This window comes from Pseudomonas fluorescens, assembly GCF_000802965.1.
GTDB classification, from domain to species: Bacteria; Pseudomonadota; Gammaproteobacteria; order Pseudomonadales; family Pseudomonadaceae; genus Aquipseudomonas; species Aquipseudomonas fluorescens_A.
The window spans coordinates 152,986-168,903 of the sequence record NZ_JSAK01000002.1; the positions used below are offsets into that span (position 1 = coordinate 152,986).

Sequence of the window (15,918 nt, forward strand, 5' to 3'; positions counted from 1 at the left end):
TCAGATGCTGGCGTATATTTTTCGGCGACTGCTGCTGATCATTCCGACACTGTTCGGCATTTTGCTGATCAACTTCGTGATCATCCAGGCTGCCCCCGGTGGGCCGGTGGAACAGATGATCGCCAAGCTCGAAGGCTTCGAAGGCGCCACCAGCCGCATCGCTGGCGGTGGTGCCGAAGTGTCCGTGGCCGGCTCCGCCTATCGCGGCGCGCAAGGCCTGGACCCGGCGCTGATCAAGGAAATCGAGCACATGTACGGCTTCGACAAGTCGGCACCGGAACGCTTGTGGATCATGGTCAAGAACTACGCGTCGCTGGATTTCGGCGACAGTTTTTTCCGCGACGCCAAGGTTATCGACCTGATCAAGGAAAAGATGCCGGTGTCGATCTCCCTCGGGCTGTGGAGCACCCTGATCATGTACCTGGTGTCGATCCCGCTGGGTATCGCCAAGGCCACGCGACACGGTAGCCACTTCGACGTCTGGACCAGTTCGGCGATCATCGTCGGCTACGCGATTCCGGCGTTCCTGTTCGCCATCCTGTTGATCGTGGTGTTTGCCGGTGGCAGTTACCTCGACTGGTTCCCGTTGCGCGGGCTGACCTCGAACAACTTCGATGAGCTGAGCATGGGAGGCAAGATCCTCGATTACTTCTGGCACCTGGCGCTTCCCGTGACTGCACTGGTAATCGGCAACTTCGCGACCATGACGCTGCTGACCAAAAACAGTTTCCTCGATGAAATCAACAAGCAGTACGTCGTGACCGCCAAGGCCAAGGGCCTGACCAACCATCGCGTGCTTTACGGCCACGTGTTCCGCAACGCCATGTTGCTGGTGATTGCCGGGTTCCCGTCGGCGTTCATCGGGATCTTCTTCACCGGTTCGTTGCTGGTGGAAGTGATTTTCTCCCTCGACGGACTCGGCCTGATGAGTTTCGAGGCGGCAATCAACCGCGATTACCCGGTGGTGTTCGGCACACTGTTCATCTTCACCCTGCTCGGGCTGGTGGTGAAGCTGATCGGTGACCTAACCTACACCTTTGTCGATCCACGAATTGACTTCGAAAGCCGGGAGCATTGAGATGAACCTGTCCCCTCTCAATCGCCGCCGCTTCGAACTGTTCAAGGCCAACAAGCGAGGCTGGTGGTCGCTTTGGCTGTTCCTGATTCTGTTCGGTGCCAGCCTCGGCGCCGAGTTGATCGCCAACGACAAGCCGCTGGTGGTGCATTACGACAACAACTGGTACTTCCCGGCGCTCAAGCGTTACCCGGAAACCACCTTCGGCGGCGAGTTTCCGCTGGAGGCCAACTACAAGAGCCCGTACATCCGCGAACTGCTCAAGGCCAAGGACGCCTGGGTGCTGTGGGCGCCGATTCCCTACAGTTACCAGAGCATCAACTACGACCTGAGAGTTCCGGCTCCGGCCCCACCGTCCACCGACAACCTGTTGGGCACTGATGATCAGGGTCGCGATGTGTTGGCCCGGGTGATTTACGGCTTCCGCGTTTCGGTGTTGTTCGCCCTGACGCTGACCATTCTCAGCTCGATCATCGGCGTCATCGCGGGCGCCTTGCAGGGTTTCTATGGCGGCTGGGTGGATCTGGCGGGACAGCGCTTCCTGGAGATCTGGTCGGGGTTGCCGGTGCTGTATCTGCTGATCATCCTCGCCAGTTTCGTCCAACCGAACTTCTGGTGGCTGCTGGGGATCATGCTGCTGTTCTCCTGGATGAGCCTGGTGGATGTGGTGCGTGCCGAATTCCTGCGTGGGCGTAATCTGGAATACGTGCGCGCTGCACGGGCCCTGGGCATGCAAAACGGTGCCATCATGTTCCGCCACATTCTGCCCAACGCCATGGTCTCGACCATGACCTTCATGCCGTTCATCCTGACCGGCGCCATCGGCACCCTGACGGCACTGGATTTCCTCGGCTTCGGCTTGCCGGCAGGCAGCCCGTCACTGGGTGAACTGGTGGCCCAGGGTAAATCCAACCTGCAAGCGCCGTGGCTCGGAATGAGCGCGTTTGCCGTGCTGGCGTTGATGTTGAGTTTGCTGGTGTTCATCGGCGAGTCCGCTCGCGATGCCTTCGACCCGAGGAAGTGAAATGAATCAGGACAATCTGATCGAAGTGCGCGACCTCTCCGTCGAATTCGTCGTCGGTGAGCGCTCGCAACGTGTAGTCGAGGGTGTCAGCTTCGATATCAGGCGCGGTGAAACCCTGGCGCTGGTAGGTGAAAGTGGTTCCGGTAAATCGGTGACGGCGCATTCGATCCTGCGCCTGCTGCCCTACCCGCTCGCCCGGCATCCGTCCGGCACCATCGAGTATTCCGGGCAGGATCTGCTCAGCCTCAAGGAAAAAACCATCCGTCACATCCGCGGCAACCGGATCGCGATGATCTTCCAGGAGCCGATGACCTCGCTCAACCCGCTGCACTCGATCGAGAAGCAGATCAACGAGGTGCTGGGCATCCACAAGGGTCTGGTCGGCAAAGTGGCGACTAAACGCACCCTTGAATTGCTGGAGATGGTTGGCATTCCTGAGCCGGAAAAGCGCCTCAAGGCCCTGCCACACGAATTGTCCGGCGGCCAGCGCCAGCGCGTCATGATTGCCATGGCCTTGGCCAACGAGCCGGAACTGTTGATTGCCGACGAGCCGACCACCGCACTGGACGTGACCGTTCAGCTGAAAATCCTCGAATTGCTCAAGGAATTGCAGGCCCGTTTGGGCATGGCGTTGCTGCTGATCAGCCACGATTTGAACCTGGTGAAAAGAATTGCGCATCGCGTATGTGTCATGCAGCGCGGTTGCATCGTCGAACAGGCATCGTGCGAAGAGTTGTTCCGCGCGCCGCAGCATCCGTACACTCGGACCCTGCTGGCAGCGGAGCCAAGCGGCGCACCGGCGACCAACGTGATTGGCCCGCCATTGCTGGCGGTCGAGGACTTGAAAGTCTGGTTCCCGATCAAGAAAGGCTTGCTGAAAAAGACCGTGGATTACGTCAAAGCGGTCGATGGCATCAATTTCAGCCTGCCTCAGGGCCAGACCCTGGGGATTGTGGGAGAAAGCGGTTCCGGCAAATCGACTCTGGGTCTGGCGATCCTGCGGTTGATCGGCAGTACCGGCGCCATCCGGTTTGAAGGCAAGCAGCTAGACTGCCTGACGCAGCAGCTGGTTCGACCGCTTCGGCGGGAGATGCAGGTGGTGTTTCAGGACCCGTTCGGCAGCCTGAGCCCACGGATGTGCGTGAGCCAGATCGTTGGCGAAGGCCTGCGGATCCACAAAATGGGCACCGAGGCGGAACAGGAACAAGCGATAATTGCAGCACTCAAGGAGGTAGGCCTGGACCCGGAAACCCGGAACCGCTACCCCCACGAATTTTCCGGCGGGCAGCGGCAGCGAATCGCCATTGCCCGGGCACTGGTGCTAAAACCGGCGTTGATTCTGCTGGACGAGCCGACGTCGGCCCTCGACCGCACCGTGCAACGCCAAGTGGTGGAGCTTTTGCGTTCACTGCAAAGCAAGTACAACCTGACGTATCTGTTTATCAGCCATGACCTGGCTGTGGTGAAAGCGCTGAGCCACCAGCTGATGGTGGTCAAGCATGGCCAAGTGGTCGAACAGGGAGACGCGCAAAGCATTTTTGCCGCCCCCCAACATCCGTATACACAGCAGTTGCTGGAAGCCGCTTTCCTGGCTCCAGCCACTGCGCAATAACCTGAAAAGAGGAGCAACACATGGGTTTTCTCGCCGGTAAGCGCGTACTGATCGTCGGTGTCGCCAGCAAGCTGTCCATCGCATCCGGCATCGCTGCCGCCATGCATCGCGAGGGCGCTGAGCTTGCCTTCACTTATCAGAACGACAAACTCAAGGGTCGTGTCGAAGAGTTCGCACAAGGCTGGGGCTCCAGCCCTGAGCTGTGCTTCCCGTGCGACGTAGCCAGCGACGCCGAAATCGCCAAGGTCTTCGAAGAGCTGAGCAAGAAGTGGGATGGCCTGGACTGCATCGTGCACTCCGTGGGCTTCGCCCCGGGCGACCAACTGGACGGCGACTTCACCGAAGCCACCACCCGTGAAGGTTTCCGCATCGCTCACGACATCAGCGCCTACAGCTTCGTAGCCCTGGCCAAGGCCGGTCGCGAAATGATGAAAGGCCGCAACGGCAGCCTGCTGACCCTGTCGTACCTGGGCGCCGAGCGCACCATGCCGAACTACAACGTCATGGGCATGGCCAAGGCTTCCCTGGAAGCTGGCGTACGTTACCTGGCCGGCTCCCTGGGCCCGGACGGCACTCGCGTCAACTGCGTGTCGGCTGGCCCGATCCGTACCCTCGCGGCTTCCGGCATCAAGAACTTCCGCAAGATGCTGGCCGCCAACGAAGCGCAAACCCCGCTGCGTCGCAACGTCACCATCGACGAAGTCGGCAACGCCGGCGCCTTCCTGTGCTCGGACCTCGCATCCGGCATCAGCGGCGAAATCATGTACGTGGACGGTGGCTTCAACACCACGGCCATGGGCAATATCGAAGAGTGATCTTCGGTTAGCCAATAAAAAACCCGCCTGCCTGGCGGGTTTTTTATGTGTTCAAGATCAAAAGATCGCAGCCTTCGGCAGTTCCCCTGTAGGAGCTGCCGAAGGCTGCGATCTTTGGAGGTTTACGCGACGGTCTTGCCTTCCCGATGATCAGCAAAGAACGCCTTGCCCTTGCTGACCCGGTCGGAAGCCTTGGGCATGTTCACGGCCTGGGTGTCCTGCGTATCTACATACCAATAGCAATGACTCACTGCCCGGGTAATACCGACGTAAGCCAGTCGCAATATCTCGTCTTTCTGCGCGTTGTCGTAAGGCTCGCTGTCACCCGACTTGCCCAAACCCGCCATGCGATACACCTGGTTCTTGTACGGTGAACTTGTCAGATGCTGACAATCGCCGAGCAGAAACACCGCATCAGCTTGAAGGCCTTTGGCGCTGTGATAAGTCAATTGTTTCAAGCGTCGAGATTCATACGGCAAGCTAGAATCAACATTAACTACCGACTGAATATGCTCTTCAATCAATAACTTATCGCTACTTTTTCGATAGAGCATCAAGATTGAATCGCCCTTGCGGTAATGCTCGATCAGACGTTTGGCCATGCCTTGATCGTCCCGGTCCAGCACGTTGACTGGCAGCAGGTCTTTCAGCTCGCCACTGGCTTTGGCCTTTTTGCCCGCGATGGCTGGCGCAGCTCGCACGATGTGCTCGGCGGCGTCGATGATGTATTGGTGGCTTCGATAGTTGTCGCTGAGCATGACCTTAGTGGTGCTCGGCGACGAAAACTCCTTGTTGAACTCCATGAAGTAACTCGGTGAGCTGCCGCGCCAACCGTAGATCGATTGCCAGTCGTCGCCCACGCAGAGCAACGACGAGCGCTGGGCCCCTCGCCCGACGTGCATCGCCGGGCCACGGCTACGGATTTCGGCCAGGCTGGCGCGGATCCACGACACGATTTGCGGCGATACATCCTGGAACTCGTCGATCATCAAGTGCGACAGCGGCCTGAGCAACTCATCACTGAGCAGTTTGAGGTTTTCCGGGGAATGCTCGCTGAACAGCGCAAACATCCGGTTGTACGTCATGATCGGTGGTTTCTGGTCGAGCAGATGATCTTCCAATGCTCGCCAGTACAGGCTCAATGCCTCGAAGAAAAACCGGTCCGGGTCGTCTTTTGAAAAGCTCATCTGGCCAACGGCGGTCGGCACATCCAGGCCAAGGTTTTCGATAAACCCGGCGGCGGCGACGAAACTGTCCAGCAAAGGTGCGGACGCGAGTTCACCTTTCACCTTGTAATCGAAGCCCGGCCCAGCGCTGGCATCACCCGCAAGAGAGGCCAGAACACGTTTTGATGAGTCGTAACTATCCAGCCATATCAATGGCTTACGGCAGAAAGCTTGAAACAGTGTGCGCTTGACTGCCCATTCCGCGCGGACAGTCAGCTTGGCGTTTGGACGGGAGACCTGGGCGTTTTCCCGAGGATCGAACCCCAATACCACCCAGGCGTCGAGGGAAGGAATGTAGCCGTGGCAATGAAAGGTCGAGCCGTTGATATCGAAGGTCTGACGATTCGGTTCTATGCCTTTGATCGGCCAGGCCCCGGCGCGAAACCACAAATCCTCAACAGTGTCGCAAAGTTCCTCATCACGTTTGGCGGCCAGCTCGGTCACCGCCATGCGTTTCTGCACGTCCGGGTGGTCACGTTCCAGTTCTTTGAGCTGTAAGGCGTGGCGCGACAACGGCTTGATCAGTTCACGGAAACGCTCATCACGGGTGTGCAAGGCGTGATAGCAGGTATTGAGCTGTTGGCGTTGTGCGTCGTTGATGCGCAGGTCGAACAGATTGCTGTCGACCTCTTCATCGCCGCTTTGCGCGCGGTGGCTGAGATTCTCGAAGGCTTGCAAGCGTTCGAAGCCCGGCAGGCTGCGAACCATCGGCAGGATCCGCGAGTGGAAGGTACGCACCAGGTCGCGCGCTTCCTTGTGGCTGAGCGCCCGTCCCCACAGCGCAAACAGTTCGATCAGTTTGTTGATGAAGTCCTTGCGCGACTCACGGGTGAAGGTCACCACGGTCATGGAGCTCAGTTCAAAGCCCAAATAATGTGTCAGCAACACAATGCGCAACACCAGGGTCGTCGACTTGCCGGCACCCGCACCGGCAATCACTGAAGTTGACGGCGTATCACTGAAAATCATCTTCCACTGGTTGGCGCTCGGTTGGGCGTGAGGAGGCAGCAGCCGGGCGACATCGGCCTTCATGCGCTTCTTCAACTCCGCGGTCAATGGCAGGCGCCAGTCGTCGAACAGATGATCATCAACGTTGGGTGGCCGATGCTCGGTCGAGCGCGAATCGCGTATCAGCAGGACCTGTCGACCTTCCTCCAGCCCTTCGAGCTTGCCTTCCTTGTAGCCGTAATCCACGCCGGCGATGTGACCGCTACGAAAGCCATCCGCCTGCCCGTGCAACCAGGATGCACGGTGTTGTGCACGCAGGCGCGTCAGGCCGTGACCAAAAAATCGTGCGGCCAGGCGTTTGAGCAGCGGCATGTCGGCAAGAGGACGAAGTTCAGGCGGAAGATCGGGGGTGTGTTGCGGCACGCGGGCTGACTCCAGGGTGTGAGGCTGTTGAGGGCTATGGTGTCTGCATTTGCTTCTGAGTTCTAGTGAAATGCTTATGACTCATTGGCTTAGGTGATGAACTGAAGGCTGAATAATAATGTTTCGAGGCGACTTCGTATCAATTGATTCGATTGTTATGAGGCATTTTTTACGCTTTTTATCGATCAGTGCCTGATGGATGATGCCCACCATCAACCACCGGTCTCGCTTCGTGGCCCAGGCGCACTGCCCCATGACGAACCTTTTCAGGAGACGATCATGCTTGAACTCAGACCTTTCAATTCGCTCGGTGGTGCTCACCATGGCTGGTTGGATGCCCATCACCATTTTTCGTTCGCCGAGTACCACGACCCGAAACGCATGAACTGGGGCAACCTGCGGGTCTGGAACGATGACGTGATCGCGCCCGGCACCGGTTTCCCGCAGCACCCGCATCGGGACATGGAAATCATCACCTATGTCCGCGAAGGTGCAATTACTCACCAGGACAACCTGGGCAACAAGGGTCGCACTGAAGCGGGTGACGTTCAGGTCATGAGCGCCGGCACCGGGATCGCTCACAGCGAATACAACCTGGAAGCGGCACCGACGAAGATTTTCCAGATCTGGATCATTCCTAACGAATCCGGCGTGGCACCTTCCTGGGGCGCCAAGCCGTTTCCGAAAGGCCAGCGCGAAGGTTTCGTAACCCTCGCCAGCGGCAAGGCCGGAGACGATCAAAGCCTGCGAATCCGCGCCGATGCGCGCTTGGTGGCGGCGAACCTTAAGGCCGGTGAAACCGCTGAATACCAGCTGGACAGCGGCCGTCGCGCTTACCTTGTACCAGCCACGGGTGTTATTGAAGTCAATGGCTTGCGTGCACAAGCTCGAGACGGTGTTGCGGTTGCGCAAGAGCAGGTGTTGCGGGTGACGGCGATCGAGGACAGTGAGATCGTGTTGGTGGATCTGGCTTGAATCGGTAAATGCGGGGCAAAAAAAGGGGCGACCATGTAGGTCGCCCCTTTTACTTTGTTCTACACACCACCTGTAGGAGCTGCCGAAGGCTGCGATCTTTTGATCTTGCTTAGAGATCTGAAGAATGCTGAAGATCAAAAGATCGCAGCCTTCGGCAGCTCCTACAGGGGAGCGTGCCCATAAAAAGGTCAGCCCGCCCCTGCAGGAGAGCAGGCCCCTTAACTATTTGGCGGAGATGGCGCCATCCACCAACGTCTGCGCCTCAGCCACCAACTGCTTGAGGTGGTCGTCGCTGATGAAGCTTTCCGCATAGATCTTGTAGATGTCTTCGGTGCCCGAAGGACGCGCCGCGAACCAGCCGTTTTCGGTCATGACTTTCAGACCGCCAATCGCCTGATTGTTACCCGGTGCGTGGCTCAGAATGCTCTGGATCGGTTCGCCCGCCAGTTCGGTCGAGGTGACCTGATCCGGCGACAACTTGCTCAGCAGGGCTTTTTGTTCGGGGTTGGCCTTGGCATCCACCCGCACCGAGAACGGTTCGCCCAGTTCATCGGTCAAGGCACGATAAGCCTGGCTCGGGTCACGACCCGTGCGCGCGGTCATTTCAGCAGCCAGCAGAGCCGGGATCAACCCGTCCTTATCGGTGCACCAGACGCCGCCATCCTTGCGCAGGAACGAGGCACCGGCGCTCTCTTCCCCGCCAAAACCCAGCGAGCCGTCGAACAGACCATCGGCAAACCATTTGAAGCCGACCGGCACTTCGTACAGGCGACGACCCAGACGCTTGGCCACGCGATCAATCAAACCGCTGCTGACCACGGTTTTACCCACGGCCGCATCGGCACGCCATTGCGGACGGTTCTGGAACAGGTAGTCGATGGATACCGCGAGGTAGTTGTTCGGCGCCAGCAGGCCACCGGACGGGGTGACGATGCCATGACGGTCGTGATCCGGGTCGCAGGCAAACGCCACATCGAAACGCTCTTTCAGACCAATCAGGCCCTGCATGGCGTGGGTGGACGATGGGTCCATGCGGATCTGGCCATCCCAGTCGACAGTCATGAAGCGGAAGGTCGAATCGACCTGCTTGTTCACCACCTCCAGGTCCAGACGGTAATGCTCGGCGATCGCCGACCAGTAGCGCACCCCTGCTCCGCCCAGCGGATCGACACCCAAACGCAGCTTGGCGTCACGGATGGCGTCGAAGTCGATCACGTTGATCAGGTCGGCGACGTAGGTGTTCAGGTAATCGTGACGATGGGTGGTACTGGCCTTCAGGGCTTGCTCGTAGCTGATGCGTTTGACGCCCGCAAGCTTATTGCTCAGCAGCTCGTTGGCCTTGGCTTCGATCCACTTGGTGATGTGAGTATCGGCCGGGCCACCGTTGGTAGGGTTGTATTTGTAGCCACCGCTTTGCGGTGGGTTGTGGGACGGCGTAATGACGATGCCGTCCGCCAATCCTGAAGTTCGCCCACGGTTGTAGCAAAGAATCGCATGGGAAATCGCCGGGGTCGGGGTGTATTCGTCGCCTTCGGCGATCATCACGGTGACGCCATTGGCGGCGAGCACTTCCAGGGCGCTGGCACCGGCCGGCGTGGACAACGCGTGAGTGTCGATGCCGACAAACAGCGGGCCGTCGATACCTTGGGCCTCGCGATACAGACAGATCGCCTGGCTGATCGCCAGGACGTGCCATTCATTGAAACTCAAGTCGAATGAGCTGCCCCGGTGCCCGGACGTACCAAAGGCAACCCGTTGGGTCGAGACGGCGGCGTCGGGCTGGCCGGTGTAATAAGCCGTTACCAGTCGCGGGATGTCGACCAACAATTCTGCCGGTGCCGGTTTGCCCGCAAAAGGACTGAGTGTCATGCAAAACCTCTGGAATAGAGTGGTTCAGGAGTAGGATCGCAGTTTACTGGCACTTTGACCGTAGCGCGATGGGATCGATCCATCAGTCTGGACGATGTTTTACCGCCCTGCTCAATCGATCGCTTCCAGGCGCAAGGCGTCCCCTAACAACCCCAGTGCAGCAGCGAGGTCGTGATCGCCGCCGAAGGTGTGACTCAGGCGCAGGTGTTGCGCATGCAGGCCCCGGAGACTGAAGAGTTCTCCCGGGGCAATCACCACCTGTTGTTTGAGCAGGCGCAGGAACACTTGACGCACATCGACACGGCGCAGCGAGCGAACCCAGATCGTCGCGCCCCCTTGCGGCTCGACAAAGTGCAACGCTTCACCCAGCCGCTCCCGCAACAACTGTGTCATCTGCGCTTTGCCGTCCTTGAGTCGCCGCCGTAACACTTGCAGATGCTGGTCGATACGTCCGTTGCTGTACAAGCGGGCAATGGCTTTCTGGCGAATCGGTGACAGGCGAAAGGCGCGAAACAGAAAGTGTCGCTGCAATTCAGCGCTCAGATGGCGTGAGAGCAAAAACCCGTAAGGGGCTTCCGGGCCGATAATTTTCTCGAACGTGGAGAACACGATCAGCCGCTCAGGCGCCAGAAGTTCACGAAACCGCAGGCCATCCGGCTCAAATCCGAGTTCACCGTAACAATCGTTTTCCAGTACCCAAGTGTCGTGCCGTTCCAGCAAGTGCGCCACGGACAGCCGGTTTTCGTCGGACGCCCTGCTGCCCCGGGGCATGTTCAGCGCGGACGAGACCATCACTAACCGCACTGATTCGGTTTCCAGTAGTTCTTCAAGGTGATCGATGTCCAGGCCGCCGTCAGCCAGGACTGGCCATTCGATCACCCGCACGCTGGCGGATTGAAGCAAGCGCAATATCACCCAGTCACAGGGCGACTCGACCACCACCGTGGTGTCCTTGAGGGCTAGCACGTCGATCAATATTTCCAGCACACCGCGAAGGTCCGCGCCAATGAAAACATCATCGGCGTGCCAGCAACGCACGGCGGACGTGGTGTAGCGCGCAGCCAGCGCTGTGCGCAACTCCAGTTCGCCGCAAGGTTGCGAAACCGGCTGCGGCGCACGCGGGTACTGGCGCAGCAGCTCTCTTTCCAGCAACAACAACGGGCTGTCGAGTGGCTGTAACAACGCGGGCTCGTCGGCACTCAGGACCAGCATTCCAGGGCGACGGGCATTCACATAAACGGTTTCGAGCAAGTCGTGACCACTGTAGAGCGTGTTGATGGCGGGCATAGGCAGTGCGAAGTAACCGGACTTGGCCACCGAATAGACGCGCCCCTCCTTTTCCAGCAGGGAATACGCGTACTGAATGGTCGAGATGGACACATTCAAACGCTGCGCCAGCTGCCGCAACGAGGGCAATCGTACGCGTGTATCGCTGACGGGCTCACTGATCAGAGTGGTGAGGTAACGGTACACCGCCTGGTACGCGAAGTCGGTTTCACGCGGGCCTTTCATGGCGAGGGGCCAAATGCCTGACGACTGACATTCACTTTCAACGACCTGCTGACTTTTCACAGCTCAAGGAGGTAGCGTCGTCGGCTTCGATCAGCACTCCGGTATCGCCGCTCGCCGCATCAATGACCTGTCCCTGGCACGCGGATACCGGCCCCATTTGGTAGATCCTGCCGATCTGGCTGACAGACAGACCGCTGACATCAACCATCCATTGCATGATCTGGTCTGCCACCAATTGCCCCTGCATGGCCCGGTGCAGTTCCGGCATGGCCACGAGCATGCCCGGATGGCACTGGCGCAAGAAGCGTTCAAGCATCGCGCCCTGCTCGACAAATGGCGCAAACAGCAGGCACACCCATTGGGCCTCGTTCAAGCCGAAGGTGCGTTGAGCTTCGGAAGCTGTCCGCACTCGCTGTTCTGCCAGCATCGTCGAATGCCCGAAGGCGTCCACCACTTGTTCACACAAGCGTTCCGGTAACTGTTTGCGGCGCATCATCACCAGTGCTCGTTGCAGGTATTGCGCCACACCTGCCTCGTAGGTACTCCCCTGCATGAAGCAGGCCTGCAACCCCTGAATATGCGCCGCGACAGAGAAGCTGACGAATTCGTTATCGCTGAGTTGTGCCGCCAACTCGTCAGCCTTGAATCCGAGGAATTCAGTGAGCAGCGGCCAGCGTTCTTCCAGGTTGCTGACCAACAGGTCGTGAATGCCGATGAATGTGCTACGACGACACGCTTCAAACTGTCCTGCGGGGCGCCAGGGCGCCTGGTCTTGTTCCGGATACAAGCCCTGATACCAATCGTTACCCATGGCGTCGAGTAGCGGGAATAGTGCGCCGTAGCCCGGCTCATCGTGATCCGGTGTATCGATTCCGGCCTTGGCGGCCGCACGTTTCAACCCTTCGATAAACTGCTTCTGCTGGCGCGGCGTGTCACCGCTGAGTAACGCATCGACACCATGATTCCAACGGGCGATTTGCCCAAAGAACTCACCCGTGGCCAGATACCCATCATCCGCCAATTCAAGCATCCCGAGCGAAGCCTGGCGATGTCCCATCATCAGCAGGTTCATCCGGTTGGCCTCGCGTCCAGCATCGGAAATCGGCGCCAGATGGTCGAACGACAAGACTTCGCGGTGATCAACCATCAGCACTTCGACCCGGGGATCGTCGTAGACGAACAACGCGCTGTAGGTGCGATGGATGTTTTCCAGCGCTGTCGGGCTAGTGCCATTCAGGCGCAGCGTCGCCACCCGCAACTTGAACGTTGCCGGCGTGCGACTGGCGATAGTCAACTGTGCAGCGCGCAGTAGCGCCAGGGTGTAACAACTGTCACGGGAACCGGACTGGATCGCCAGCACCTTGAAATCCCCTATACGGTCCATGCCGCCGGCGGCCATGGCCAAGCGTTGAATCAACAACTGCAATGCCGTGCGCTCGGCGCGGGAAAAAAAACTCAGCAGGCGCTGCAGCACTTGTTGATACACATAGTTCATCGCTTGATCATGGATGTTCGTCATCTTGATTTACCTGGTGCTCATAGTTTCGAAACGGTACAAACAGCTGCACGCACAGAACAAGGGATTGTCTGGGCATGTTTGAAGTACTGGACTTTACTGCCGGATGCTAACACTTAAGTTTTTAAGGCAACATTTGATTTATTTGACAGCGACTGGAGTGTCGACCACGCTCAGGACTGCCGAAAAGCCCGGCTGGCGCGGTTCGATGCGAATACACTCTGCGTCCTAGGAAATGTCCGACACAGTCCCACAGACGTTTAGTACAAGAAATAAAGAAAGAAGTTATCCGATCTTCGGACACTTCGAAGAAGCCCACTAGTTGTTGATTATTTATCAACAGTGCGCATTGAAAAGTATCAGCCTGATACCCAGTCATGGCTCATTCCTTGAGATGAAAGTAATCATCCAATTATCAGGGCTTGGATATTGATTAGAAGCTACAGATCGAGAGCAAAAACCAGTTCAGTTGCTGAACCGGCCCATCGACAGGTCAATGGGACGTCTCGTGGTGGCAGGGGCTAAAAACAAAAAAGTCCGTGCGGGCACGGACTTTTTGAGGGGCTTAGGCCGGTTCGACCTGAAGGGCAACCCGTTCGCGGCATGGACATTCGTCCATGTAGCGGTGTGCTTCGACCACCTCGGCAAACGGGAAGACCCGAGTCTTCAGCGGCAGCAGCACGCGGTCAGCGGTCAGCTGGTTGATGTCACGCAAGGCACGTTGCAGTGCGACCTGGTCCTGGATAATGCCCAGTTCCGGCTTGCCAGTGAAGTTGCCGATGCAGTGCACAAAGAACTGAATGTTCTTCTGGAACGCCGCACAGGCCGGGAATGGCGTCTGGTTGCCGCCTTGCAGGCCGTACAGCACCAGACTGCCGCGCGGTGCCAACACATCGCCAAGCAGCGACATCTGCGGGCCACCCAAACCATCGAACACCACATCCACGCCGCGGTTATCGGTGATTTTATTGATCCGCATAAGCAGATCTTCTTCTTCGGTGACGATGACTTTCTCGGCACCCAGCGACAGCAGGTAGTCACGCTCATCCGCCGTTTTAGTGGCAGCGATCACCCGCACACCCAAGGCTTTGCCCAGTTGTACGAACGATGGTCCGGCGCAGTGACTGGCGTCGGTGACCAGGGCAAATTGCCCAGGCTTGACCCGCGCCAGATCAACATAGCCGAAATAAGCGATCAACAGCGGCGTGTAATGCACGCTGGCTTCGATCGGGCTGAGCACGTCCGGGTAACGGGTCAGCGACGAGCGCGGCAGCACAATAAGCTCGCCGTAGACCGGGTAATCATTCGGGCTTTGAGCCGGGAAACTGGCGACCTTGTCACCGACCGCGAGGTCATCGACGCCTTCACCGACCGCAGTGACGATACCGGCCATTTCCTGGCCAATACCGGCCGGCAGTTGAGCACGGGACGACGCCAGGTTCTGACGCCAGAGGGTGTCGTACCAGCTGATGCCAATGGCTTCGACGCGCACCTGCACTTCACCCGGTGCAGGCAGAGCAGCCGCATGCTCTTCGCATTTGAGCACCTCGGCCGGACCAAACTTGTGAAAACGGATCGTGCGGGACATCGCAAACCTCGCCAAATAAACCTCTAATGCCATGAACTCTAGCTGGGCTTTTAACCCAACACTATCAGTGGCTATTAATAGTCGACATGCCTGTCATTGATTCCGCAGCGGCGGCAACATCGTCAAATGTCGTAAGAAACCGAAGCAGCCTTTGTAGGAAAACTGAATTACTCGGTGCAGAGTACCAGCCTTTCCCCGTAATATTCTTGCTGGCCATTGTTCTCATATGGCCGCTCACGTCAAGTTTGCTGACTCTGCCAGGACTCCAGATGAATCGTAATGACCTGCGTCGTGTCGACCTGAACCTGTTAATCGTATTCGAAACATTGATGCACGAGCGCAGCGTGACGCGCGCGGCCGAGAAGCTGTTCCTCGGCCAGCCAGCCATCAGTGCCGCGCTTTCACGCCTGCGCGGGTTGTTCGATGACCCGTTGTTCGTGCGTACCGGCCGCAGCATGGAACCGTCCGCCCGAGCCGTGGAGATCTTCGCCCTGCTGTCTCCGGCACTGGATTCGATCTCCACCGCTGTCAGTCGTGCGGCCGAATTCGACCCGGCTACCAGCACCGCGGTGTTTCGCATCGGTCTATCGGATGATGTGGAATTCGCCCTGCTGCCCATGTTGCTCAAGCGCCTGCGTGCCGAATCCCCGGGGATCGTGCTTGTGGTGCGACGGGTCAACTACATCCTGATGCCGGGGTTGCTGGCCTCGGGCGAAATTTCCATCGGGGTCAGCTACACCACCGACCTGCCGGCCAACGCCAAGCGTAAAGTGCTGCGCCGCAGCTCGCCCAAACTCCTGCGCGCCGATACGGTGCCAGGGCCTTTGAGCCTGGACGACTTCTGCGCGCGCCCGCATGCGCTGGTGTCGTTCGCGGGTGACCTGAGCGGCTTTATTGATGAAGAGCTGGAAAAGCTCGGGCGCAAACGGCATGTGGTGCTGGCGGTTCCGCAGTTCAACGGGTTAAGTACGCTGTTGAGCGGCACTGATATCGTCGCCACCGTACCGGACTACACCGCCGACGCGCTGACGGCGGCTGGCGGTGTACGGGCTGAAGACCCACCGCTACCGGTGCGCAGCTTTGAGCTGCACATGGCGTGGCGCGGGTCCCAGGACAATGATCCGGGGGAGCGCTGGTTGCGGTCGCGGATTCAGATGTTTTTTGGGGATCCGGATAGCCTGGCTTGAATTGATGGTTGTGCTTTCTGACGCCATCGCTAGCAAGCCAGCTCCTACAGGATTTGCGCAAAACCTGTAGGAGCTGGCTTGCTAGCGATGGGCTCGACTCGTCTCAAGCCAATTAATGCTTTTTCAGCAACACAGAATTTCCATCAAT

Annotated in this window: 11 protein-coding genes; 6 read left to right on the forward strand and 5 right to left on the reverse strand. The window is 58.4% G+C overall.

Annotated elements, in window-relative coordinates; all coding sequences use genetic code 11:
• Nucleotides 1-4 precede the first annotated feature (4 nt).
• Genes NL64_RS02290 through fabI form a run of 4 tightly spaced genes read left to right on the forward strand, consistent with a single transcriptional unit; the run spans nt 5 to nt 4,526 of the window.
• Entirely contained in the window at nt 5-1,078 is a 1,074-nt protein-coding gene (locus NL64_RS02290) for a microcin C ABC transporter permease YejB (RefSeq protein ID WP_034146535.1), read from the forward strand.
• Between the two features lies 1 nt (nt 1,079).
• Nucleotides 1,080-2,099 carry an ABC transporter permease gene (locus tag NL64_RS02295; RefSeq protein WP_034146536.1) on the forward strand — a complete coding sequence of 340 codons (1,020 nt, stop codon included), beginning with the start codon at nt 1,080-1,082 and terminating at the stop codon, nt 2,097-2,099.
• A 1-nt stretch (nt 2,100) separates the two neighbouring features.
• Nucleotides 2,101-3,711 (forward strand): ABC transporter ATP-binding protein, encoded by a 1,611-nt coding sequence (locus NL64_RS02300; protein ID WP_034146537.1) that lies wholly within the window; start codon nt 2,101-2,103, stop codon nt 3,709-3,711.
• A 20-nt stretch (nt 3,712-3,731) separates the two neighbouring features.
• Nucleotides 3,732-4,526 (forward strand): enoyl-ACP reductase FabI, encoded by a 795-nt coding sequence (gene fabI, locus NL64_RS02305; RefSeq protein ID WP_034146538.1) that lies wholly within the window; start codon nt 3,732-3,734, stop codon nt 4,524-4,526.
• A gap of 122 nt (nt 4,527-4,648) precedes the next feature.
• Here the strand turns inward: fabI and NL64_RS02310 are convergent, their stop codons facing one another.
• Entirely contained in the window at nt 4,649-7,123 is a 2,475-nt protein-coding gene (locus NL64_RS02310) for a UvrD-helicase domain-containing protein (protein WP_034146539.1), read from the reverse strand.
• 279 nt (nt 7,124-7,402) lie between these two features.
• On the opposite strand from NL64_RS02310, the gene NL64_RS02315 reads away from it, so the two are divergent.
• Nucleotides 7,403-8,098: a pirin family protein gene (locus NL64_RS02315; protein ID WP_034146540.1), complete on the forward strand. Its 696-nt coding sequence runs from the start codon at nt 7,403-7,405 to the stop codon at nt 8,096-8,098.
• A 222-nt stretch (nt 8,099-8,320) separates the two neighbouring features.
• Here NL64_RS02315 and pgm read toward each other — a convergent pair whose 3' ends face one another.
• The 4 genes from pgm to NL64_RS02335 all read right to left on the reverse strand — a co-directional run bounded on the left by pgm (nt 8,321) and on the right by NL64_RS02335 (nt 14,583).
• Nucleotides 8,321-9,967 (reverse strand): phosphoglucomutase (alpha-D-glucose-1,6-bisphosphate-dependent), encoded by a 1,647-nt coding sequence (gene pgm / locus NL64_RS02320; protein ID WP_034146541.1) that lies wholly within the window; start codon nt 9,965-9,967, stop codon nt 8,321-8,323.
• Between the two features lie 111 nt (nt 9,968-10,078).
• On the reverse strand, nt 10,079-11,479 hold the full coding sequence (locus NL64_RS02325; protein ID WP_034146542.1) for a PLP-dependent aminotransferase family protein: 1,401 nt from the start codon (nt 11,477-11,479) through the stop codon (nt 10,079-10,081).
• A gap of 37 nt (nt 11,480-11,516) precedes the next feature.
• Nucleotides 11,517-12,998 carry a hypothetical protein gene (locus NL64_RS02330; RefSeq protein ID WP_034146543.1) on the reverse strand — a complete coding sequence of 494 codons (1,482 nt, stop codon included), beginning with the start codon at nt 12,996-12,998 and terminating at the stop codon, nt 11,517-11,519.
• Between the two features lie 562 nt (nt 12,999-13,560).
• Nucleotides 13,561-14,583, reverse strand: a complete 1,023-nt coding sequence (locus NL64_RS02335; protein ID WP_034146544.1) for a zinc-dependent alcohol dehydrogenase family protein — start codon at nt 14,581-14,583, stop codon at nt 13,561-13,563.
• 269 nt (nt 14,584-14,852) lie between these two features.
• Here NL64_RS02335 and NL64_RS02340 point away from each other — a divergent pair, with 269 nt between their 5' ends.
• On the forward strand, nt 14,853-15,770 hold the full coding sequence (locus tag NL64_RS02340) for a LysR family transcriptional regulator (RefSeq protein WP_034146545.1): 918 nt from the start codon (nt 14,853-14,855) through the stop codon (nt 15,768-15,770).
• Nucleotides 15,771-15,918: the final 148 nt, after the last annotated feature.

What these genes read in the sequence shown, in the direction of transcription:
- NL64_RS02300 (WP_034146537.1), top strand. Translation starts at nt 2,101, where the DNA reads ATGAATCAGGACAATCTGATCGAAGTGCGCGACCTCTCCGTCGAATTC.
- fabI (WP_034146538.1), top strand. Translation starts at nt 3,732, where the DNA reads ATGGGTTTTCTCGCCGGTAAGCGCGTACTGATCGTCGGTGTCGCCAGC.
- NL64_RS02325 (WP_034146542.1), bottom strand. Translation starts at nt 11,479, where the DNA reads ATGAAAGGCCCGCGTGAAACCGACTTCGCGTACCAGGCGGTGTACCGT.
- NL64_RS02290 (WP_034146535.1), top strand. Translation starts at nt 5, where the DNA reads ATGCTGGCGTATATTTTTCGGCGACTGCTGCTGATCATTCCGACACTG.
- NL64_RS02340 (WP_034146545.1), top strand. Translation starts at nt 14,853, where the DNA reads ATGAATCGTAATGACCTGCGTCGTGTCGACCTGAACCTGTTAATCGTA.
- NL64_RS02315 (WP_034146540.1), top strand. Translation starts at nt 7,403, where the DNA reads ATGCTTGAACTCAGACCTTTCAATTCGCTCGGTGGTGCTCACCATGGC.
- NL64_RS02295 (WP_034146536.1), top strand. Translation starts at nt 1,080, where the DNA reads ATGAACCTGTCCCCTCTCAATCGCCGCCGCTTCGAACTGTTCAAGGCC.
- pgm (WP_034146541.1), bottom strand. Translation starts at nt 9,967, where the DNA reads ATGACACTCAGTCCTTTTGCGGGCAAACCGGCACCGGCAGAATTGTTG.
- NL64_RS02330 (WP_034146543.1), bottom strand. Translation starts at nt 12,998, where the DNA reads ATGACGAACATCCATGATCAAGCGATGAACTATGTGTATCAACAAGTG.
- NL64_RS02335 (WP_034146544.1), bottom strand. Translation starts at nt 14,583, where the DNA reads ATGTCCCGCACGATCCGTTTTCACAAGTTTGGTCCGGCCGAGGTGCTC.